At 73.3% G+C, this 21,819-nt stretch carries 19 protein-coding genes; 12 read left to right on the top strand and 7 right to left on the bottom strand.

Going from position 1 to position 21,819, the window contains the following annotated elements; genetic code table 11:
* Positions 1 to 136 precede the first annotated feature (136 nt).
* Positions 137 to 1,210: a WD40 repeat domain-containing protein gene (locus tag ABEA93_RS17970; RefSeq protein ID WP_345676596.1), complete on the top strand. Its 1,074-nt coding sequence runs from the start codon at positions 137 to 139 to the stop codon at positions 1,208 to 1,210.
* A 489-nt stretch (positions 1,211 to 1,699) separates the two neighbouring features.
* On the opposite strand, the gene ABEA93_RS17965 is transcribed toward ABEA93_RS17970, so the two are convergent.
* Positions 1,700 to 2,974: an acyltransferase family protein gene (locus ABEA93_RS17965; RefSeq protein ID WP_345676595.1), complete on the bottom strand. Its 1,275-nt coding sequence runs from the start codon at positions 2,972 to 2,974 to the stop codon at positions 1,700 to 1,702.
* Between the two features lie 622 nt (positions 2,975 to 3,596).
* Here ABEA93_RS17965 and ABEA93_RS17960 point away from each other — a divergent pair.
* A complete protein-coding gene (locus tag ABEA93_RS17960; RefSeq protein WP_345676769.1) occupies positions 3,597 to 4,760 on the top strand; it encodes a sensor histidine kinase in 1,164 nt (387 codons plus the stop codon).
* Positions 4,757 to 5,428 carry a response regulator gene (locus tag ABEA93_RS17955; protein ID WP_345676594.1) on the top strand — a complete coding sequence of 224 codons (672 nt, stop codon included), beginning with the start codon at positions 4,757 to 4,759 and terminating at the stop codon, positions 5,426 to 5,428. The genes ABEA93_RS17960 and ABEA93_RS17955 overlap by 4 nt, the downstream gene beginning before the upstream one ends.
* On the opposite strand, the gene ABEA93_RS17950 is transcribed toward ABEA93_RS17955, so the two are convergent.
* Positions 5,395 to 6,774, bottom strand: a complete 1,380-nt coding sequence (locus tag ABEA93_RS17950; protein ID WP_345676593.1) for a CynX/NimT family MFS transporter — start codon at positions 6,772 to 6,774, stop codon at positions 5,395 to 5,397. The genes ABEA93_RS17955 and ABEA93_RS17950 overlap by 34 nt on opposite strands.
* An 87-nt stretch (positions 6,775 to 6,861) precedes the next feature.
* Here ABEA93_RS17950 and ABEA93_RS17945 point away from each other — a divergent pair, with 87 nt between their 5' ends.
* A complete protein-coding gene (locus ABEA93_RS17945) occupies positions 6,862 to 7,530 on the top strand; it encodes a FadR/GntR family transcriptional regulator (RefSeq protein WP_345676592.1) in 669 nt (222 codons plus the stop codon).
* Between the two features lie 58 nt (positions 7,531 to 7,588).
* Here the strand turns inward: ABEA93_RS17945 and ABEA93_RS17940 are convergent, their stop codons facing one another.
* The 3 genes from ABEA93_RS17940 to ABEA93_RS17930 all read right to left on the bottom strand — a co-directional run bounded on the left by ABEA93_RS17940 (position 7,589) and on the right by ABEA93_RS17930 (position 10,978).
* A complete protein-coding gene (locus ABEA93_RS17940) occupies positions 7,589 to 8,254 on the bottom strand; it encodes an NAD(P)H-binding protein (protein WP_345676591.1) in 666 nt (221 codons plus the stop codon).
* 91 nt (positions 8,255 to 8,345) lie between these two features.
* Positions 8,346 to 10,451 (bottom strand): MMPL family transporter, encoded by a 2,106-nt coding sequence (locus ABEA93_RS17935; RefSeq protein ID WP_345676590.1) that lies wholly within the window; start codon positions 10,449 to 10,451, stop codon positions 8,346 to 8,348.
* Between the two features lie 218 nt (positions 10,452 to 10,669).
* A complete protein-coding gene (locus tag ABEA93_RS17930) occupies positions 10,670 to 10,978 on the bottom strand; it encodes a GNAT family N-acetyltransferase (protein WP_345676589.1) in 309 nt (102 codons plus the stop codon).
* A 209-nt stretch (positions 10,979 to 11,187) separates the two neighbouring features.
* Between ABEA93_RS17930 and ABEA93_RS17925 the strand changes: the two genes are divergently transcribed.
* From ABEA93_RS17925 to ABEA93_RS17890, 8 genes are all read left to right on the top strand, one after another.
* The gene (locus ABEA93_RS17925; protein ID WP_345676588.1) at positions 11,188 to 11,865 is read left to right on the top strand and encodes a DedA family protein; all 678 of its coding nucleotides are present in this window, start codon (positions 11,188 to 11,190) and stop codon (positions 11,863 to 11,865) included.
* 1,006 nt (positions 11,866 to 12,871) lie between these two features.
* The gene (locus ABEA93_RS17920) at positions 12,872 to 13,900 is read left to right on the top strand and encodes an NrtA/SsuA/CpmA family ABC transporter substrate-binding protein (RefSeq protein ID WP_345676587.1); all 1,029 of its coding nucleotides are present in this window, start codon (positions 12,872 to 12,874) and stop codon (positions 13,898 to 13,900) included.
* Positions 13,897 to 14,766, top strand: coding sequence for an ABC transporter permease (locus ABEA93_RS17915; protein ID WP_345676586.1), 870 nt, complete (start codon positions 13,897 to 13,899; stop codon positions 14,764 to 14,766). The genes ABEA93_RS17920 and ABEA93_RS17915 overlap by 4 nt, the downstream gene beginning before the upstream one ends.
* Entirely contained in the window at positions 14,739 to 15,563 is an 825-nt protein-coding gene (locus tag ABEA93_RS17910) for an ABC transporter ATP-binding protein (RefSeq protein WP_345676585.1), read from the top strand. The genes ABEA93_RS17915 and ABEA93_RS17910 overlap by 28 nt, the downstream gene beginning before the upstream one ends.
* A complete protein-coding gene (locus ABEA93_RS17905) occupies positions 15,560 to 16,615 on the top strand; it encodes an ABC transporter substrate-binding protein (RefSeq protein WP_345676584.1) in 1,056 nt (351 codons plus the stop codon). The genes ABEA93_RS17910 and ABEA93_RS17905 overlap by 4 nt, the downstream gene beginning before the upstream one ends.
* Positions 16,612 to 17,709 (top strand): LLM class flavin-dependent oxidoreductase, encoded by a 1,098-nt coding sequence (locus ABEA93_RS17900; RefSeq protein ID WP_345676583.1) that lies wholly within the window; start codon positions 16,612 to 16,614, stop codon positions 17,707 to 17,709. The genes ABEA93_RS17905 and ABEA93_RS17900 overlap by 4 nt, the downstream gene beginning before the upstream one ends.
* Positions 17,706 to 18,887 carry an LLM class flavin-dependent oxidoreductase gene (locus ABEA93_RS17895; RefSeq protein ID WP_345676582.1) on the top strand — a complete coding sequence of 394 codons (1,182 nt, stop codon included), beginning with the start codon at positions 17,706 to 17,708 and terminating at the stop codon, positions 18,885 to 18,887. The genes ABEA93_RS17900 and ABEA93_RS17895 overlap by 4 nt, the downstream gene beginning before the upstream one ends.
* A 28-nt stretch (positions 18,888 to 18,915) precedes the next feature.
* Positions 18,916 to 19,653 (top strand): class II aldolase/adducin family protein, encoded by a 738-nt coding sequence (locus tag ABEA93_RS17890; RefSeq protein WP_345676581.1) that lies wholly within the window; start codon positions 18,916 to 18,918, stop codon positions 19,651 to 19,653.
* A 76-nt stretch (positions 19,654 to 19,729) separates the two neighbouring features.
* Here ABEA93_RS17890 and ABEA93_RS17885 read toward each other — a convergent pair whose 3' ends face one another.
* Together ABEA93_RS17885 and ABEA93_RS17880 are read right to left on the bottom strand one after the other, a co-directional pair.
* On the bottom strand, positions 19,730 to 20,800 hold the full coding sequence (locus tag ABEA93_RS17885) for an ABC transporter ATP-binding protein (protein WP_345676580.1): 1,071 nt from the start codon (positions 20,798 to 20,800) through the stop codon (positions 19,730 to 19,732).
* Positions 20,797 to 21,819 (bottom strand): ABC transporter ATP-binding protein, encoded by a 1,023-nt coding sequence (locus tag ABEA93_RS17880; RefSeq protein WP_345676579.1) that lies wholly within the window; start codon positions 21,817 to 21,819, stop codon positions 20,797 to 20,799. The genes ABEA93_RS17885 and ABEA93_RS17880 overlap by 4 nt, the downstream gene beginning before the upstream one ends.

The raw sequence follows: 21,819 nt of genomic DNA, 5'->3' as shown, positions 1-21,819 counted from the left end.
CCCTATCCGATCATCCCCCCGCACAATGGCGTTCGTCGCGAGCGCCGACGACGGCAAGAACCGACGCCCGCGCGACGACACGCGCACGGCACAGCATCGGGGCCAACGCACAACCAGCGGCCGGGGGGCGGGCACGATGGGCGTACTGGCGTACTTCGGGTTCCGAGCCAACGGCGGACCGCAGGTCCCCGAACCCGCCTGGCTGGACGACGGCGACCTCCCCGAACTCCCGCCCCCCGTCCTCCTTCGCGGCTTCGCCTCGGTCTCGTCGATCTCCTTCAGCGCCGACGGCACCGCGATGAGCACCAGCCACCTCCGCCGTACCGAACTCGACGCGTTCGACCCCGGCTCCGTCCGCGTCTGGACACTCGGCCAGTCCCGCCCCCGCTTCACCGTCGACGACCCCGACCAGGCCCACGTCGCCGCGCTGAGCCCCGACGGCCAGTCCGTAGCCTCCGACGCCCCCGCCCCCGCCGAACCCCCCGAATCCGGCGCCGACCCCTGCCTCGTCGACCTGTGGGACGCGCACACCGGCCAGCGCACCGGCCGCCTCCACGTGCCCTTCGTGCCCCGCCGGGCCCGCGGCCACGACCCCCACGTCCGCTCCCTCGCTTACAGCCCCGACGGCCGCTTCCTCGCCGCCGCGGCCACCGACCGCAAGGTCTACGTCTGGGACCTCACCCGCGACCGCCCCGTCGTCACCGCCCTCACCGGCCCCCGCCAGTCCGTCGGCGCGGTCGCCTTCAGTCCCGACGGCCGCGTCCTCGCCGCGGGCTCGATGGACCACCACGCCCACCTCTGGATCCGCACCCGCGGCCGCTTCCGCTACCTCGCCCCCCTGACCGGCCACACCGACTGCGTCGACGCCCTCGCCTTCACCCCCGACGGCGAAATACTCGCCACCGCCGGCCGCGACGGCACCGTCCTGCTGTGGGACGTCCTCCGCCGCGCCCGCATCGCCGCCCTGACCGGCCACACCGCGCCGGTCACCGCCGTCTCCTTCGGCGCCGCCGGCGCCCTCCTCGCCACCGCCGCCGAAGACGGCACCGTCCGGCTGTGGCACACCGCCGCCCACCGCCAACTCCGGATCCTCACCGAAGGCCTGGACGGCCCTCCCACCACCGCCTTCACCCCCGACGGCACCCGCCTGATCACCCCCACCACCCCCCACCGAGGCCTCACGGTCTGGGACACCCGAGGCTGGCACTGACCCCTCGGACGCGGCGAGGCCGCACGACTGCCCAGACGAGCCGGTCGGTATCCGCCGCAGGGCCATCCACGCCGGCGCGGGGCGCCCCTGCCGAGGTCCGCAACGACACCCCGGCAGCCCACGTCACCACTTGCCGACGGTGAGACCGAGTCAGAGGGACGACCCCGCCGCCCACACAGGGATGTGATCTCGACCCGGGCGGCGGGACTCGGCTCGGGTGGGTTGTCGCGGTGGCCGCAACTTCGCCTTGGCCGTCGACCCCACTGACCCCACTGACCCCACAGGGCCCCACCGACCCCACCGGTCCGCCGGCCTGGCGCTGACGCGTTTGTGCGTGGGGCGGGCCTCGACCAAGGCGGCGCGACCAGGGCCGCGCGATCCGGCCCGCCGGGGTGTCGCGAAGGCGGCACCTGGGCCCCAGCCGGCGACTTCACCGGCCCGACGGTCCTCGGGTTCAGCGGCCTCGCCGGTCCACGGGTCCCGTCGCCCTCACGGGCTCTCCCGCCGGCCCGACAGCTCCAAACGCCGCGCAGACTCAGCCGACCTCGCGGGCTTGACCAGCTTCACCGACCCCGCAGTCTCCCCGGGCTTCACGAGCCTCACGGGCTTCACCACCTCCACGGCCGCCGCCGACCTCACGGGCTTGACCAGTGTCACGGCCGCCACCGGCCCCGCAGGCTCGACCAGCGTCACGGCCACCGGCGCCACCCCCGCAGACGCGGCCGCCCGCCCCGTCCCCGCAGACCCGTCTGCCCGTACCGCCCTCACCCCCGTCCACCGGTCCCGCAACCGGCACAGCGCCCGATACGCCGGTCGTTCCACCGCCACCGTCACCAGCCAGCCGAACAGCACCCCCGTCGCCAGCATCCCCACCGTCTGCGCGAACGGACCGAACCCCGCGTCCTGCAAGTGCCGCATCACGATGTCCCCCAACGTCTGATGCGTCAGGTAAACCCCGTACGAAATCCCCGCCAGCCACCGGATCACCGGCTGCGCCGCCGACGGCACCACCCCGTCCCAGTCCGGCCCCACCGCCGCCGCCACGATCACCAGCAACCCGGCCGCCACGCCGACCGTCGTCGTCGCGTCCAGCACCTGCAACTGGTGCGCCGCCACGCACGCCACCACCAGCAACGCCCCGTGCGCCCGCCCGATCCGCCCTGACGCCACCGCGTACACCGCCACCCCCGCGACGAACAAGTGCATGCGGTACCAGCCGAGGCCGTCGTAGAACATCCGAAAGGGCTCCGACCCGCCGTACACGCGTTCGGGCCACAGCGCCACCTCGAACACCAGCGCGGCCCACAGCAGCGCCACCCCGGGCACCCGCCGCCACGGCCGCCGGCACACAGCCAGCACACCCGTGAACGCCACAAGCTGGATCGGGATCGTCCAATGCGACGCATCCACGTACGGATAAAGCTGCGGCTTCCACTGCCACAGCATCAGCACGTTCGCCCCCACGTCCGACCACGCCGGCACCCACCACCCGACCGGTGCCGCCTCCCACGACAGGAATGCCGTCAGCAGCACCGCGGCCCAGAACGCCGGCAGCAACCGGAACAACCGCCCCCACCACCACCGCCACGGCTCCTGCCGCCGCACCGCCGCCGCCGCGAAATACCCCGACACCACCAGCAGCAGGCTCGCCCCCACCGGATACCCGAGCGCGAACGTCCGCGGCGCCAATTCCGCATGCCACAACGGCGCCTGCCACGTGCTGTGGAACCACACGACGAGCAGCAGCGCCGCGACCCGCACCACGTCCCAACTCAGCCGCCGCCCCGAAGCCGCCCGGGAAGCTGTACCCCCACCCGAAGCCGCCCCCGACCCCGCCCGAACCCCGCTCACCGGCACCGGCACGAACACCCCGCAACCCCACGTCGGACACACGGCACATCGATCGCAGGCACAGCGGAACAGCTCCCGGAATCGTCACGGGCGACGAAAAAGTCGCATTCTCACGCCGCGCGGCAGTACGCGGCACTCCCAGCGGCAGTCGCGGCAGCGGCACCCGGCCGACCGCCGCACCAACCCGGCCCCGAGCCTCCGGCGGCACCCGCACCGACCGCCCGCGCGTCACACACCCGCCGGACGGGGACCCGCCGAACACCGGCCAGGCACCGGCTCGCCCGACACTCTGCCAGCCCTCCCACCTGCGGGTATATGGGTGTCAGCATGCATAGACACCACCCTGCGGCCCGCGGAAGACTGCCTGGCACGATGGACATCCACAGGCCCGGACCGGTCCCGCACGACCACAGCCCGGGCCCCACCGCACAGCGGCCCACCACGCCGCGGCGCACACCACGGCGGCAGCCGCCGCACCACGGGGAGGACACGGAGGACGAGGGTGCGCACACGCACCACCCGAAAGGCCCAACGCGTGACCCTCTTCTGGCGGATCTTCCTGCTCAACGCCGCGGTCCTCGTCGCCGCCGCGCTGCTGCTCCTCGGCCCGGTCACGGTCTCCAGCCCGGTTCTCCCCGGACAAGCCCTCGTCGTCGTCTCCGGACTCGCCGCGATGCTCGTCGTCAACGCCCTGATCCTGCGGTACGCGCTGGCCCCGCTGCGCCGCCTCACCGGCGCGATGAGCACCACCGACCTGCTGCGTCCCGGGGCCCGCACCGCACTCGGCGGATCCAGTGAAATGGCCGCGCTCGTCGGCGCGTTCAACGCGATGCTCGACCGCCTCGAAGCCGAACGCGCGACCAGCAGCGCCCGCGTCGTCTCCGCCCAGGAGGAAGAACGCCGCCGCGTCGCCCGCGAACTGCACGACGAGGTCGGCCAGGCCCTCACCGTCGTGCTGCTCCAGCTCAAGCACGTGTCCGCGGCCGCCCCGGCCGACCTGCGCGCGGAAATAGCCTCCGCGCAGGAGATCACCCGGGAGAGCCTCGACGAGATACGCCGCATCGCCCGGCACCTGCGCCCCGGCGTCCTGGAAGACCTCGGACTCGGCAGCGCCCTGCGCGCCCTCGCGCACGAGTTCGGCACGTCCGCGCTCACCGTGAGCCATGCCATCGAACCGCAGCTGCCGCCGCTCGGACCGGACGCCGAACTCGCCGTGTACCGGGTCGCGCAGGAAGCCCTCACCAACACGGTCCGGCACTCCGGTGCCGACCGCGCCGTCGTCCGCCTCCACACCGTCGCCACCGCAGTCGGCACCGCGAAGGACGGCACCGTCAACGCCGAAGCGCACGGCACGACCGTCGAACTCTGCGTCCGCGACAACGGCACCGGCATCGGCACCGCCCCCGAAGGCGCCGGAATCCGCGGTATGCGGGAACGCGCCCTGCTGGCCGGCGCCCGCCTCAGCGTCACCGCGCTCCCCGACGGCGGCACCGAGATCCGCCTGCGCCTCACCGCCGCTCCCCGCGACCCGGCACCCACGCAAGCCGACCCGCTACCCGACCCCGGAGCCGGCCCAGCCCGCGCACAGCCGCAAGCCCGAAAGCAGTCCGGAGCCCACAAGCCGACCCGGACCCGGCAACAGGCCCAAGCCCACAAGCAGCCCCCAACCCCCCGCACCGCGAAAGGAGCCGCCTCGTGACCCCGGCCGACCCCTCCGTCCGCCCCACCCGCATCCTGCTGGCCGACGACCACGCCCTCGTCCGCCGCGGCGTCCGGCTCATCCTCGACGGCGAACCCGACCTCACCGTCGTCGCCGAAGCCGAGAACGGGGCCGATGCCGTCGCGCAGGCCCGGCGCGGCGGGATCGACCTCGCCGTCCTCGACATCGCGATGCCGCGCACGACGGGGCTGCAAGCCGCCCGGGAACTTTCCCGCGACCTGCCCGACCTGCGCATTTTGATGCTCACCATGTACGACAACGAGCAGTACTTCTTCGAGGCACTGCGCGTCGGCGCAAACGGCTACGTGCCCAAGTCCGTCGCCGACCGCGACCTGGTGGAAGCGTGCCGCGCCGCGATGCGCGACGAGCCGTTCGTCTACCCCGGGGTGGTGAGCACGCTCATCCGCACCCACCTCGACCGGGTCCGCGAGGGGCATCCGCCGCCCGACCGCGCGGTGACCCCGCGGGAAGAGGAAGTCCTCAAGCTCGTCGCCGAGGGCCACACGTCACGCGAGATCGCCGCGATGCTGGTGATCAGCGCCAAGACGGTGGAACGGCACCGGGCGAACATCCTGCAGAAGCTCGGCCTGCGCGACCGGCTCGAACTCACCCGCTATGCGATCCGGGCCGGCTTGGTCGAGCCGTAGGACGCCCCGTCCGGGCCCTCGTCCTCGATCTGCCGGTTCCGGCCCGCGGCGACGCCGATCAGGATCTGCGGCACCATCAGGGCCGCCATCAGCGCGATCGGAAGGCCCCAGTCGTCGGTCTTCTGGTAGAGCACGCCGATGAGCAGCGGGCCCGGGATGGAGATCAGGTAGCCGGTGCTCTGGGCGAACGCGGACAGTTTGACGATGCCCGCGGCCGACCGGGCGCGCAGCCCGATCATGGTGATCGCCAGCGGGAACGCGCAGTTCGAGATGCCCAGCAGCAGGGCCCAGGCCCACGCGCCGCCCGCCGGGGCGAAGTACAGGCCCGCGTAGCCGGCCAGGCCGAACGCGCCGAGCAGGACGACGATCGGGCCCTGGTTCGGCATCCGGCTCGCGACGCGCGGGATCACGAACGCGAGCGGCACGCCCATGAACATCGTCACGGCGAGGAGCAGGCCCGCCTGGCCCGCCGACACTCCCGCGTCGCGGAAGATCTGCGGCATCCAGCCCATCGTGATGTAGGCGGCGGTGGCCTGGAACCCGAAGTAGCAGGCCAGCGCCCACGCGGTACGGCTGCGCAGCATGCTCGGCCCGGCGGCGGCCATGGCGTCGGTCTTTCCCCGGTCGGCGGCCGCGGTGCCGCGGGCCGCGCGGGCCAGGGGCAGCCAGGGCACCACGGCGATGATCGCGACGATCGCCCACAGGCCGAGGCCGACCCGCCAGCCGCCGCCCACGGCATCGGTCATCGGCACGGTGACCGCGGCGGCCAGCGAGGTGCCGATGGCCATCGCCATCGAGTACAGGCCGGTCATGCTGCCGATCCGGTCCGGATACCAGCGCTTGATGATCACCGGCAGCAGCACGTTCGTCAGCGCGATACCCGCCAGGGACAGCGCACTCGCGGCGAGGAACGCCGCGGTGTTGCCCGCGAACGGGCGCAGCACCAGTCCGGCGGTGATCGCCGCCATGCCCGCGCACACCACCGCGGCCAGGCCGAACCGGCGGGCCAGCCGCGGCGCGGCGATGCCGAACACGGCGAAGCACAGCGGTGGGACGGAGGTGAGGACGCCGGCGACGGTGCCGCTCATGCCAAGCCCGTCGCGGGTCTCCTCCATGAGCGCGCCGAGGCTGGTGACCGCGGGGCGCAGGTTCAGCGCGGCCAGCACGATCGCGACGGTGAGCACCGGGGTGAACCAGCGCGGCAGGCCGGACGTGGCCGCCGGTCCGGCGCCCGCCGGTCCGGGGCGGGCGTCCGCTCCGGTGGCCTGGCGTCGGGGGCCGGGGGCTTCTTCCGGGTTCTGCGGCGCCGGTTCGCGGCGTATCGCGGAGGTCTCGTGCTGGGACATGCCGTCCATCATAGAATCATGGGATGATTGGTTGTCCACTTCGTTCCGGTCGGTCCGCGGCCGGCTGCGATGTCCGCTAGGAGCGCCATGCCTTTGTCCGCACCGCGCCGTGCCGCGCTCTCCGAACAGGTCGCCGCGCAGCTGCGTGCGCAGATCACGTCGGGGGAGTGGCCGGTGGGCTCGCGTATCCCGACCGAGCCGGAGCTGGTCGAGCAGCTGGGGGTGGCCCGCAACACGGTCCGCGAGGCGGTGCGCGCGCTGGCGCACAACGGGCTGCTGGACATCCGGCAGGGGTCTGGCACGTACGTCGTGGCGACGAGCGAGCTGTCGGGGGTGATGCACCGCCGGTTCGCCGGCGCGGACGCCCGGCACATCGCCGAGGTCCGGTCGATGCTGGAGTCGTCGGCGGCCCGGCTCGCCGCGACCCGGCGGACCGCGAAGGACCTGCGTCTGCTGGACACCGCGCTGGCGCGGCGCGACGAGGCGTGGGAGAGCGGCGACGCGGAGGCGTTCGTCACCGCGGACGCGAGCCTGCACATGACGGTCGTCGCGGCCGCGCACAACGACGTCCTGACCGAGCTGTACGCCGACCTGGGGGAGCTGCTGCGCGACTGGCTCCGCGTCGACGTCGGCGCCGACCTGGTGCCGGGCGAGCTGATGGACCACACGCGGCTGGTCGAGGCCATCCGGGCGGGTGACGCGGACGTCGCGGCGGCGGAGGCGGCGTCGTACGTGCACGAGCACGAGCCGGTGTGAGCGGGTCCGGCCCGGGGCACCGGTGGGCACCCCGGGCCGGCAGCCCGGTCCACGAGCGTCAGGTGCGTGCCACCGCCGCGACCGCGTCGCGGATCGGCATCGGTCCCGAGCGGAGTTCGAGCGTCAGCCCGGCGGTGCCCGGCGCGGTCAGCAGTTCGGCGATGACCCCGGCGACGTCCGCGCGCGGCACCGAGGCGCGCGGTACGGGCGGCGCCGCGAGGGTCACCGTGCCGGTGCCCGCGTCGTCGGTGAGTCCGCCGGGACGCAGGATGGTCCAGGCCAGGCCGCCGCGCGCCTTGAGGTCGTCCTCGGCCTGCGTCTTCGCGTCGATGTAGGCCGCCCAGACGGGGTCGCCGCCCGGGGCCGCGGGGGCACCGGCGCCCATCGAGGAGATCTGTACGAAGCGGCCGGTCCCCGCTTCCTCGCATGCGTCCGCGAGCAGCACCGAGCCGCCCTTGTCGACGGTGTACTTGCGGTCGATCGTGCTGCCCGGCCCCGCCCCCGCGGCGAACACCGCCGCGTCGGCGCCTGCCAGAGCCTCCGCGACCGCCGCGCGCGACGCGGTTTCCAAGTCCAGGACGACGGGCGTGGCGCCCGCGGCTTCGATGGCGCCGGACTGCTCGGGTTTGCGGATCAGGCTGAGCACGTCGTCGCCGCGGTCGGCGAGCACGCGGGCGAGGAGGAGGGCGATCTGTCCGTGGCCGCCGGCGATGACGACACGCATGCGCATGTCCTTTCGTTGGGGAATCCTCTCGTGGTTCCCCGGCCGGGGGCCGGCAACCGTGGATCGGGCCGCGGGTCGGCGAGTGCGGCGGCTACCGCACCCGACTGGAGTCCGGCGACCCCACCGCCGTCCACGTCGGCTCTTTCGACAGCCGGCTCGGCCACCACATGTGCCGGTCGAGGTCGACGGTGATCGCGGTGACCAGGATCGACCGGACCACCAGCGTGTCGAGCAGCACGCCCAGGGCGACCGCGAACCCGATCTCGGCGAACCCGGTGGCCGGCAGCGTGCCGAGGACCGCGAACGTGCTGGCGAGGATCAGGCCCGCCGACGTGATGACCCCGCCGGTCGCGGCCAATCCGGTGACCGCGCCGTCGCGGGTGCCGCGTCTCGCGGTCTCCTCGCGGACGCGCGTCATCAGGAAGATGTTGTAGTCGATGCCGAGCGCGACCAGGAATACGAACACGAACAGCGGGAACGCCTGGTCCTGGCCGCTGAAGTGGAAGATGTGCTCGAAGACGAACGCGCTGATGCCGAGGGCGGCCGCGTACGACAGCACCACCGTCGCGATCAGCACGAGCGGTGCGACGATCGCGCGCAGCAGCAGGCCGAGGATGATCAGGACGACGCCGAGCACCAGCGGGATGATCACCCGGTTGTCGTGAGCCGCGGCGCGTCCCGCGTCCAGATTGATCGCGGCGCCGCCGCCGACCTTGGCGTCCGCGTTCGGGACCGCGTGGGCCGCGTCGCGGACCCGGTCGACGGTGTCCTTGGCGGCCTGGCTGTCCGGCCGGTCGGTGGAGACCGCCTGGAAGAACGCGCGGCCGTTCGCGAACGCGGGCGGCGTGGTCGCGGAGATGCCGGGGGTGCCGCGGACCGCGGCTTCGACCGCGGGGATCTGCCCGGCGTTGCCGATGACGGACAGCGGGTCGCCGGTGCCGGCCGGGAAGTGGTCGGCGAGGACCTGCTGGCCGACCACCGAGTCCGGCTTTCCGGTGAAGCTGCCCGCGACGGTGAGGCCGTTGGCGTTGAGCGACGTCAGTCCGAGCGCGCACACGCCGAGCGCGAGTCCGGTGGTGATCCAGATGCGGCGCGGGCGGCGGGCGATCGACGCGCCGATGTGCGCCCAGCGGCCGGTGCGGGTCGGCTCGGCGGTGCCGTAGGCGGGTTTGACCGGCCAGAAGACCCAGCGGCCCATGACGACCAGCAGGGCGGGCAGCAGGGTGAGCATCGCGGCGAGGGCGACGAGGACGCCGATCGCGCAGACCGGGCCGAGGCCGCTCGTCGAGTTCATCTCCGCGACGGTCAGGCACAGCATCGACACGATGACGGTGGCGCTGCTGGCGAGGATGGCCGGGCCCGCGCGGTGCAGGGCTTGCGCCATCGCCTCGTGCCGGTCCTCGTGGCGGCGGAGTTCTTCCCGGTAGCGGGCGGTGAGCAGCAGCGCGTAGTCGGTGCCCGCGCCGAGGACGAGCACGATGAGGATGCCGGCGCTCTGCGCGTTGACGGTCAGCCCGGCGTGCTTGGCGAGCAGGTAGATGACGGCCTGCGAGACGGCGAGCGAGACGCCCGCGGACAGCAGCGGGAAGATCCACAGCACGGGGCTGCGGTAGGTGAGCAGGAGCAGGATCACCACGACGGCGACGGTGGCGGTCAGCAGGGTGCTGTCGATGCCTTCGAACGCTTTGGACTGGTCGGCGCCGACGCCGCCGGGGCCGGTGACGTGGGTGGCCATGCCGAGGTCGCCGGTGTTTGCGACGGACCGCAGTTGGTCGACGGCGGGGGAGAGGTTGTTCCAACCGCTGGTGCCGATCTCGATCGGGACGACGGTCTGCATCGCCTGGCCGTCCTGGGAGACGACCGGTCCGACGACGGGCCCGACGACGTGCGGGGCGGTCGCGAAAGCGGCCGCGTCGCGTTGCGCCTCGGCCTGGTCCTGCGGGGTGATGCCGGACGGCCGCTGGTAGACGACGACGGCGTCGAGGGTCGTGACGGGCTGGAAGGTCTTCTGTTCGTCGAGGACTTTCGTCGACTCGGCGTTGCCGGGCAGCCAACTGGACGCCTGGTTGTCCTCGGCGCCGGACAGTTTGCCGGCGAGCGGACCCGCGACCACCACGAGGAGGAGCCACAGGACGACGACCGCCCACTTGCTGCGGCGGCCGCACGGGAGTGCTGCCAGGGTTCGCGTCGGACTCATGGGGCGTTCCGATCGGCCATCGGTGCCGCGGTGCGTCCGCGGCCGGTTGCTGACGTCGGCGGCCATGTGGGCCGCCGCATGCCCTGCCCCGAGTCCCCGGGCGGTGGGCGGCGGCGCGGTGCGCCGGGGCCCATCCGCCCAGCATGGCACCGGCACGCGTACCGCGCAGCCGGGCGCCGTCAGGCCGAGTGCGGCCCGGACACCGCCTCAGACCCGCTCTAGTCCTTGACCGTGCTGGTGCTCTGGTAGACGAGGTCCTGGTACTCGGGATGCTTGGCGATCCAGCCCGAGTAGAACGGGCAGACCGGCAGGATTTTGGTGCCGGCGCGGCGGGCGTCGTCGAGCGAGGCGCGGACGAGGGCGCCGCCGACGCCGCGGCCTTCGAACGCGGGGTCGACCTCGGTGTGCACGAAGGCGATCACGTCGGGCGTGCGCAGGTAGTCGGCGAAGCCGGCGAGGGCGCCGTCCAAACGCGCCTCGTACCGCTTCTTGTCGGGGACGTCGGTCACCTCGGGTGTGTCCGCCATGGTGTGTCCTTTCCTCCGAATGGCTTGACCGTGGTCGGGCCGGATCTCCGGCGGCCCCCAGCGTGCCACCGGCGGGCCCGAGGGCAAGGGAGCGCCGCGTCGGGTTCTCTCTCAGCGGATTCTCAGCGGCCTGTGGGCATGGTGTGGGGTGTGCCGACCGCGTTGCCGCGGCCGGATGCCTCGCCGTACCCCCGAAGGGAACCCCCCCCATGCCGCCGTCTGCCGCGGGACTCGCCGTCAACGTCCTGGACGCGGGTTCGCTGCTGTCCGCGTTCGGCGCGCTCGGCATCGCCGTGGTGCTGTTCGCGGAGACCGGTCTCCTGGTCGGGTTCTTCCTGCCGGGCGACTCGCTGCTGTTCACCGCGGGCTTGCTGTGCGTGCCGGGGGCGTCCGGGAACGTCCACCTCTCGCTGTGGCAGGTGCTGGTCGCGGCGGTCGGCGGTGCGCTGCTCGGGGCGCAGGCGGGCTATCTGCTGGGCCGCCGCGGCGGCCGCGCGCTGCTCGACCGGTACAAGAACCCGCGCCTGCACGAGGGTGTCGGCCGCGCCGAAGAGATCCTCGGCAAGTACGGCCACGCGAAAGCCGTCGTGCTGGCGCGCTTCGTCCCGGTGGTCCGCACCGTGCTCAACCCGCTCGCGGGCGTGCTCGGCGTCCCGGTCCGCACCTTCACCGTGTGGCAGGTCGCCGGCGGTTTGGTCTGGACGGTCGGCCTGGTCCTGGCGGGCTACGGCCTCGGCAAGTCGATCCCCAACGTCGACCGCTACCTCCTCCCGCTGGTCGCCGTCGTCGTGGTCATTTCCCTGCTGCCGCTCGCCGTCGAACTCCTCCGCTCGCGCCGCCGACGCAACCTCGCCCGCCGCGAACGCAACACCCACCGCGCCACCTGATCCACCCCGCAAAAAAGACGCCTCCGGCCAGGTCGACCCCCCGCGACCTGGCCGGAGGTTCGTGCCCGACCGACTGCGAGGGACCGGAAGGACACCGATCCCCGCACGGCGGAGGGGTGTTGCGCCGCAGGGCCGGCCCGGCCGCCGCTCGGCATCCGGCCAGGGCATCCCTCCTGGCACCCGGCCGGGGCTCCCCGCCCGCGCCGCCCGCTCGCTCCGTGTCCCTATCCGCTTGCCGCGCGTTGCTTCGCCCCCTGCCTGGGCCGCGCCGGCCTGCGCCCGCGCGCCCGCACACCACCGCGCCGCCCGCCCCGCCTCCTGCCCCGCTTGCCCCGCTTGCTTCGCCTCTGGTCTGCGCCAGCGTCGGCCTGGGCCTGTGTCGGCGCGGGCCCGCGTCGGCCTGCCTGCGGCCGCCCGCGCCCGCGGCCCGCGCGCTCTGCCCCTGTCCACCCCCCGCCCCGTCTCCCCACGCGCCCGCGCCCTGCCCCTGTCCACCCCCGCCCCAGCCCCCAGGCCCCCCGCCGGCCCGCGTGCGCCTTCCCGAACCACGCCCGCTGCGGTTTCAAGGGGCCCGTCGGAAGCGAATCCCCTGACCCGAACCGGTTTTCGCGCCGCCTGATAACCCCGTATTGCCGAGTTGTTTCCGGATTCCGGAAAACGGATCCGGAGCCCCGGATTCCGTTGTGGCGCGGCAGCGCGGCTTGTTAGGTTCGGGGCGTGTCGAAGAACCTGCTGACCGGCCTTTCCCCGATGGCTCTGTGTCGTAGCGCACTCTGTCCGTGTTGAACCGGCGTTGATCCGGTGCTGATCCGGCAGGGGCGCTGACCCCCGCCGCAGCCACGGCTTTTCTCTTTCCCCGTCCGCGCGGACGCTTATTTCCGCCGACGGATTTTCGCGGCAACCGATTCCGCCCGCCGGGCTTCCCGTGCCCGTCGGGCCGACCCGGTGCGCCCGCATACCCCGCCCGTGCCCCGCACCCGCTTTTCGTTTCCGAGGAGAATTCCCCATGCCCACGACGAAGTTGCGCTGGTTCCGACGCGCCGGAGCCGCGGTCGCCGCGGCCGCGCTCGCCTTCACCGCGACCGCCTGCGGCGGGGATTCGGAGGCGGCGGACAACGGCGGCGGGCAGACCGTCCTCAAGCTCATCGACCCGGGCAACGCCGGCGTCCTCGCGTACGCGAAGAAGACCGGCGTCCTCGACCGGGAACTCCGCAAGGTCAACGCCCGCGTCGAATGGGGCGGCCACTACGCCTCGTTCACCGCGGCGACCGAGGCGATCCGGGCCGGCGCGGTCAACGTGCAGAGCGGCGCGATCTCACCGGCGCTCGGCTATCTGTCGTCCACGCCCGACATCAAGATCTTCTCGTTCGGCGACCCGGTCACCGACCAACGTGCGGGCGCCGGAGACGGATTGGTCGTCAAGCCGGACAGTCCGATCAAGAACGTGCAGGACCTCGTGGGCAAGCGGGTCGCGGTGAACCGCGCCGGGCACGGCGAGTACCTGCTGCTGCTCGCGCTCGAACAGGCCGGGGTGCCGGTCGACAAGGTCGAGCGCGTCTACATGCAGCCCGACCAGGCCGCGGGTGCGTTCGCCGCGGGCAAGGTCGACGCGTGGGTCGCGATCGTCGACGCGTTCCCCGAGGCGCTCGCCCAGGGCGCGCGGCCGATCTTCCGCGGCCGCGACCTGCCGTCCGACGACCTCAACATCACCGTCGCGTCGAACAAGGTCCTCGCCGAGAACCCCAAGGCCGTCCAGACCTACCTGAAGGTCGTGCAGGACCTGACCGCCGAACTCCGGGCCAATCCCGAGAAGTTCCAGAACGTGTTCGAGGACAAGGGGCCGCGCGCGGCGTCCGGAGCCCGGCTCCAGAACAACCTCGAAACCGCCCGCTACACCAACCCGCCGCGGCTGCCGAAGGCCGAGGACAACGCGAGCATCGAGAAGGTCGCCGCGCTGTTCAAGAAGTACAACGTGCTGCCCAACCCGGTGGACCCGGCCGCCGTCGTCTTCGACTGGTCGAAGGTCCCGGCATGAGCGTCGTGACGAGCCCCCGGCCGACGAAACCCCTGCCCGACACCGACGAGACGGACACGTCCGGCCTCGTCACGCCCCGGTTCCTCGGCGACCGGCCCCGCAGCCGCTGGGTGTCGGTCGCGGTGCGCGCCTTGCTCCCGGTGGGGCTGCTGGCGCTGTGGTGGTGGCTGTCCGCGTCCGGCCGCGTCGACCGGAACGTCCTGGCATCGCCGGAGTCGGTGGTCACGGCGTTCCGCGAACTGTGGGAGACCGGGCAGCTCGCCGACTACACCGAGGCGTCCGCGAAACGCGTGGGCCTGGGCGTGCTGTTCGGGGCGGGCTCGGGACTGCTGCTCGGGCTGGTCAGCGGGTTCTCCCGGCTCGGCGAGGAACTGATCGACACCACGATGCAGATGAAGCGGGTCGTGCCGTTCCTGGCGCTGGTGCCGCTGTTCATCTCGTGGTTCGGCGTCGACGAAACGTTCAAGATCGTGCTGATCGCGGTGTCCGCTTCCGCGCCGATGTACGCGTACACCTACCTCGGCGTCCGCGGTGTCGACCGCAAAGTCGTCGAAGCCGCCCGCGGGTTCGGCCTCACCGGCCCGCGCCTCGCGCTCACCGTCGTCCTGCCCGGCGCACTGCCGAACATCCTCATGGGCCTGCGCATCTCCCTCGGCATCAGCCTGACCGCGCTGATCGCCGCCGAACAGGTCGGCACCACCGAAGGCATCGGCTACCTGGTGTCCCTCGCCCAGCAGTACTACCGGCCCGACTACATGGTCCTGTGCATCGTCCTGTACGCCCTCCTCGGCCTCGCCGTCGACTCCCTGATCCGCCTCGTGGAAAGGACGGCCATGCCATGGCAGCGGCACCTCACGATGCGCTGACCGCCCCCGCCCTCTCCCCGGCGGCGAGCCCCGTCGCCGTCCGGCTCCGCGGGGTCGGCAAGACCTACGGCGGCACCAAGAAGACCGCCGCCAAACGCGTCCTCGACGCCGTCGACCTCGACATCCGCCCCGGCGAGTTCGTCGTCCTCCTCGGCCCCAGCGGCACCGGCAAGACGACCCTGCTGCGCCTGCTCGCCGGTCTGGAGACCCCGGACGCGGGCACCGTCCTCGTGCCGCAGCGGCGCACGATCGTCTACCAGGAGCCGCGGCTGGTCCAGACGCTGCGGGTGCTGCCCAACGTCACGCTCGGGCAGCGCCGCGGCGACGCAACCCGCGATGCGGGCCGCACCGCGCTCGCCGAAGTCGGCCTCGCCGACAAGGAACGCAGTTGGCCCGCCACGCTGTCCGGCGGCGAAGCGCAGCGCGTCGCGCTCGCCCGGGCGCTCGTCCGGCAGCCCGAACTCCTGCTCCTCGACGAACCGTTCGCGGCCCTCGACGCACTGACCAGGCTGCACATGCAGGACCTCGTCGGCGACCTGTACGCCCGGCACCGCCCGGCCGTGCTGCTCGTCACCCACGACGTCGACGAAGCGGTACGCCTGGCCGACCGCATCGCCGTGCTCCGCGACGGCCGCTTCGCCGTCGACGTCCGCGTCGACCTCCCCAGGCCCCGGCACACCGACGACCCGGCGTTCACCGCGCTGCGCCGCCGCCTGCTCGCCGAACTCGGCGTCCACGACCCGGCCCCGCCGGCATCGCAGGCACCGGCCGCACCCGACCCGAAGGAGTCCCGATGACCACGCAGTCCCTCGACACCGTCTGGTACACCCGCTGCCCCGTCCCCACCGCGAGCGGCCTGGCCCTGCACCGCGGCACGCTCGCCGCCGAGTTCACCGGCGACGGGCTCGCGTTCGGAGTGCTGCAGGACGGGCCCGCGGAGCTGGCCCGGCACCACTTCGACCACGAGCTCGTCGGCCTGTTCCGGGAAGGCGGAAACGTCCCGGCACTCGCCGCCCGCTCCGAGGGCGCCCCGAGCCGGCTGATCGGGCTGACGTGGATCGACGAGTGGCAGTCGATCCTGGTCCGGCCCGACTCCGGCATCACCGACGCCGCCGGACTGAAGGGCGCCCGCGTCGCCCTGCCCGCGTGGGCGGACTCCCGCGCCGGCAGCTTCCCCCGCGCGATGGCCCTGCACGGCTTCGCCGGGGCGCTCGCCACCGCCGGGCTCGGCTTGGCCGACGTGCGGTTCGTCGAGGTCGCGAGCGGTACCCGCGGCGGCCCGCCCACCGCCCGGTGGCCCGCCCGGCCCGGCGCCGGGGAGGCTTGGCCGGGGCTCGACGCGCTGGCCGCGGGCGAGGTGGACGCCGTGTACGTCAAGGGCGCCCGGTCCGCCGAGGACGCCGCCCGGATCGGCGCCGTCGTCGCTGTCGACCTCGACGCCGCGGCCGACCGGCGCTTCCGGGTCAACAACGGCACGCCCCGCCCCATCACCGTCCACGAAGACCTCCTCGCCGAACGCGAAGACCTCGTGGTCCGCTTCCTCGTCCAGACGCTCCGCGCCGCGGACTGGGCGGCCGCCAACCCGGACGACGTCCGCGGCGTCCTCGCCGCCGAGACCGGTTCCGGCAGCGACGGCGTCGACCGCGCCTACCGGCCCGGCTTCCACACCGCACTGCACCCCGACCTGTCCGAGGAACGCCGCGAACTGCTGCGCATCCAAAAGGACTTCCTGCTCACGCACGGCTTCCTCGCGGCCGACGTCGACCTCGCCGCGTGGACCGCGGACGAGCCGCTCGCCCGGGCCCGCGAGATCGTCGCCGCCGAACACGCCGGGGAGCTGACCGCATGACCCGCACCCACCACGAGCCCGAGTACCACTGGGCGGTGCCCGTCGCGGGCGACGGCCGCGAGGCGAACCCGGCGCACTGGCCGCGCGGCGGCTGGAACCCGGCCGAACAGCGCACCTTCCGGCCCGCATTCCGCGACGAACGCGGCGACCGGTTCGGCGCGTTCGACTACTTGTCCGCGGTCGGCCGGGCCGCCGACGTCGCCGGGTTCGACGGCGTCACTGTTCCGTACGACCCGGCGGGCGAGGACTCCTGGATCACCGCCGGGACCCTGCTGCGCGAGTCGCGGTGGCTGCGCGTCGGCGCCGAATTCCATCCGGCGTTCGCCACCCCTGTCTATGCCGCCAAGCTGTCCGTCACCCTGCAGCGGTTCACCGACGCGCGCCTCGACTGGCACGTCGTCGTCGACGCGGACGAGACGGCGCAGCGGGCGCTCGGCGACTTCGTGACCGGCGACGACCGGTACGCCCGCGCGGACGAGTTCCTGACCGTCGCGCGCGGCGTGTGGCACGAGCGGGCGTTCAGCTACGAAGGCCGGTTCCACCAGGTCGTCGCGGGCGGGTTCTTCGGCCCGCTGTCCGGTGTGCCGTTCCCGCGCGTGCACCTGACCGGCACGAGCGATGCGGCGCTCGCGCTGTCCGCCAAGCACGCCGACGTCCACGTGTTCGGGCTGGACGCGGACCCCGCCGTGCTGGCCGGCCACATCGCCCGGCTGCGTGCCGCGGCCGGCGCGCGCCGCGACGGCATCGGCATCGGGCTGCGCGTGCCGCTGCTGGTCCGAGAGGACGCCAACGAGGCCGCCGAGGCGCTGACCCGGCGCGCGGGTACGGGCGCGGGCACCGGTGCGGGGCTCAGTGCCGCGGACAACGCGGTCGTGTGGCACGGTTTCGACGCGTTCGGGCACCGTGACACGGCCGGGCTCGTCGGTTCGTACGACGGCGTCGCGGCACGCCTCGCCGAGTACCGGGAAACCCTCGGCATCACCCGCTTCTTCCTCGCCGCCCGGCCCGCCGCCGAGGAGGCCTACCGCATCGGCGAACACCTGCTGCCGCGCCTGCACGCGGCCGTGCCCACCCCCGCGAAGGCGAGCGCATGAGCATCGACATCTACTGGCGTATCGGCATGGGCGGCGACAAGGAGTCGCTGCGCCATCCCGACAAGACCCGCGGCGACTGGGACCGCGTCCGCCCCGGCAGCATCGCCCCCGGCCTCCGGCGGGGCGCACCCGACGGCTTCACCTACCTCGACCACATGGCCGACGTCGCCCGCGCCGCCGAACAGGCCGGGTTCTACGGCGGGCTCCTGCCGTCCTTCCCGATGACCGACGACCCGTGGGCGAGCGCCGCCGCGCTGGCCCGCGAGACCCGCACCTGGCGGTTCATGATCGCCTTCCAGCCCGGGTTCCTGAACCCCGTGCACGCCGCGCGCATGTCCGCGTCGCTGCAGCGCGCCACCGGCGGACGCACCGTCTTCAACGTCATCACCGGCGGCGGCGGACCCGCGCAACTGTGGTGGGGCGACAAGGTCGCGCACGACGACCGGTACGCGCGCACCTCCGAGTTCCTCGACGTGCTGCGCGGCGTGTGGGACGGCGGCCCGTTCGACTTCGACGGCCGCTTCCACCGGGTCGAGGGCGGTGGCCTGCCCGCCCCACTGGCCGCCCAGGACTTCCCGGAGATCTACTTCTCCGGCTCGTCCGCCGCCGCGATCGACGCCGCCGGACGGCACGCCGACTACTACCTGTCCTGGCTCGAACCGTTCGACCAGCTCGCCCGCAAATTCGACGCGGTCCGCGAGCACTGTGCGAAGACCGGCAGCCCGCCGCCCAAGTTCGCGGTCCGCGTCGACGTCCTCGCCCGGGAGACCGAAGCCGCCGCGTGGCGCGAGGTCCGGCGCGGCTGGGAGAACGTCGACGACGCGGCCGCCGACGGCTTCCTCCGCGGCCGCGAAGGCGACTCCGTCGGCGCCGCCCGCACCGGCGGCTTCCTGGCCGGCGCGTCCCTGCGCGACCCCGCCGGATTCACCGTCGCGCCCGGCGTGTGGGGCGGCTTCAGCCTGCTGCGCCCGGGTCCGGCGTTCGGCCTGGTCGGCAGCTACCAGCATGTCGCCGAGCGCCTCGACGACCTCATCGCGCTCGGCGTCGACGCGTTCATCCTCGCCGCCACCCCGCACCTCGAAGAGGCCTACCGGATCGGCGAGGAAGTCCTCCCGCTGCTCCGCGGCCCGCACGACCTCACCGCCCCCGACGCGCCCGCGGCGCTCTCCGCGGTCTGACCACCCCCCGTTCCGGAAAGGCACCCCCGTGACCATCACCGCCCCGCAGACCGGCACCGAACTCTCCGCCGACGTACTGGAATTCGTCGCCAACGCCAAGGCTCAGGCCGAGCACGCCTTCGAGGTCCTCCGCCGCATCGGCACCATCACCGCGAACGGCACCGTCAGCGGCGTCGAGCGGATCCCCGGGCACGACCTCTTCGTGACGCTGACCTACCCGGGGCCGTTCGCCGTCGACCAGAGCCTCACCCCGTCCGTGGTCGGCTTCGACGGCACCGTGCGCCTCGGCGACGCCAACGCCGCCCGCGGCTTCGGATTCCAGCGCGTCCTCGCCGCGCACCCGGACCTCACCACGGTGATCCACGTGCATTCGCCGTACCTCGGCGCGTGGTCGCAGAGCCACCGGCCGCTGCCGATCCGGTACGTGCCCGTGCAGCGTGACACGCTCGCCCGCGAGATCCCCACCTACATCGACCGGCGCGGCTCGCAGGTCGACTTCATCCTCGACCGGCTGACCGAGGAGATCCCGCCGCCCGCCATCCTCGAAGCCAACGGCGGCGCGACCGTGTGGGGCAGCCGCGGCTTCCTCGCCACCGTCGAGTACATCGTGCTCCTCGAGGAAGGCGCCCAGCTCCAGATCCTCGCCGAATCCCTCGGCGGCTCGCAGGAGTACGGGCCCGGCGTGCTGCGCGAGCAGTGGACCCGGTTCAACGGCGGCGCGCTCGGCAAGCGGGCCGAAGCCCTCGGCCTGCTCCCGCAGGAGTAAGCCCGACGGCGTCGCGCGCCACGGCGGCGGGGCCGGCCCAACCCGCCGGCCCCGCCGTCCTGCCGCCTCCCGGAGGTCATCCGGGCGGAGCCGCCGCCGTCCCCGGCACCTGCGCCTCGTCGGGCGCGTGCTCGGGGAAATGGCACGCCACCATGTGCCCGGGTCGCAGCTCCCGCAGCGGCGGCTCCTCGCGGCGGCAGATCTCCTGCGCTTTCCAGCAGCGCGTGTGGAACCGGCACGCGGGCGGCGGGTTCACCGGCGACGGCACGTCGCCGCTCAGCAGGATCCGCTTGGCGCGGTCCCGCCCGCCCGGCTCCGGCACCGGGACCGCGGACATCAGCGCCACGGTGTACGGGTGCATCGGCGAGCCGTACAGCGAGTCCCGTCCGCCGACCTCCACGATCTTGCCGAGGTACATCACGGCGACCCGGTCCGACACGTGCCGTACGACGGCCAGGTCGTGCGCGATGATCACATAAGTCAGCCCCAGCTCCTCCTGCAGGTCGTCGAGCAGGTTGACGATCTGCGCCTGGATCGACACGTCGAGCGCGGACACCGGCTCGTCCGCGACGATCATCTTCGGCCGCAGCGCCAGCGCCCGCGCCACCCCGATGCGCTGCCGCTGGCCGCCGGAGAACTCGTGCGGATAGCGGTTGTAGTGCTCGGGGTTGAGCCCGCACAGCTCCAGCAGGTCCTGCACGGCCCGCTTGACGCCGTTCTCCGTCTTCACCTTCTGAAGGCGGAACGGGGCGCCGACGATCGCGCCGACGGTGTGCCGCGGGTTGAGCGACGAGTACGGGTCCTGGAACACCATCTGGAGCTCGCGGCGCAGCGGCCGTATCGCGCCGCGGCTCAGATGCGTGATGTCGTGGCCGTCGAACTCGATGCGGCCGGCCGTGGGTTCGTCGAGGCGCATGATCAGGCGGGCGGTGGTGGATTTTCCGCAGCCGGATTCGCCGACGATGCCGAGGGTCTGGCCGGGGGCGACCTCGAAGTCGATGCCGTCGACGGCGCGCACCGCGGCGATCTGGCGCTGCAGGACGCCGTGCCGGATCGGGAAGTGCTTGACGAGGGAGGAGACGCGCAGCAGCGGGGCGTCTCCGTCGGCGGCGGGAGCGGGTTCGGGGGACTTGCGCAGGCTCTTCACAGCTTCGGTGCCACCTCCTCGCGGAACAGCCGGGCGCGGGTCTCCGCGTCCAGGTGGCAGGCCACGCGGTGGTCGGGTTGGCCGGTGTCGCGGAGTTCCGGGACGTCCTCGTAGGAGCGGGTGCCGTTGAGCCGGGCGAAGGGGCAGCGGGGGTGGAACGCGCAGCCGCGCGGCAGCCGGATGAGGCTCGGCGGCGCCCCGGCGATCGGCATCAGCCGGTCCTGGATCTCCCGGTCCATGCGCGGCACGGAGCCGAGCAGGCCCCAGGTGTAGGGGTGCTGGGGGGAGTCGAAGACCGCGCGGGCGGGGCCGTTCTCGACGCACTTGCCGGCGTACATGACCAGGACGTCGTCGGCGAGTTCGGCGACCACGCCCAGGTCGTGCGTGATGATGATGACCGCCGAGCCGAACTCCTGCTGGAGGTCCCGGATCAGGTCGAGGATCTGCGCCTGCACGGTCACGTCCAGCGCGGTCGTCGGCTCGTCGGCGATCAGCAGGTCGGGGTCGTTGACCAGCGCCATCGCGATCATCACGCGCTGCCGCATGCCGCCGGAGAACTGGTGCGGGTAGTCGTCGGCGCGCTGGTCGGGCTGCGGAATGCCGACCCGGCGCAGCATCTCCACGGTGCGGGTACGCGCTTCGCGGCGGCCGGCCTTGGGGTGGTGGACGTGGTATGCCTCGTCGATCTGCCAGCCGACCGTGTAGAAGGGGTGCAGGGACGTCAGCGGGTCCTGGAAGATCATCGCCATGCGCCGCCCGCGCAGCCGCCGCACGACGTCCGGGTCGGCGGCCACCAGGTCCTGTCCGTCGAGGACGATGCGGCCGGTGACGTCGGCGTGCGAGGTGCGGTGCAGGCCCATCACGGCCAGCGAGGTGACGGATTTCCCGGAGCCGGACTCGCCGACGATGCCGAGCGTGCGGCCCTGCTCGACGGCGAACGACAGGCCGTCGACGGCCCGGACCACGCCGTCTTCGGTCGTGAACGTCACCTTCAGGTCGTCGACTTCGAGGAAGCTCAT

This window comes from Yinghuangia aomiensis, assembly GCF_039542225.1.
GTDB classification, from domain to species: domain Bacteria; phylum Actinomycetota; class Actinomycetes; order Streptomycetales; family Streptomycetaceae; genus Yinghuangia; species Yinghuangia aomiensis.
Note: the sequence above shows the minus strand (reverse complement) of the source record. Positions and strands in the feature narration are given on the sequence as shown.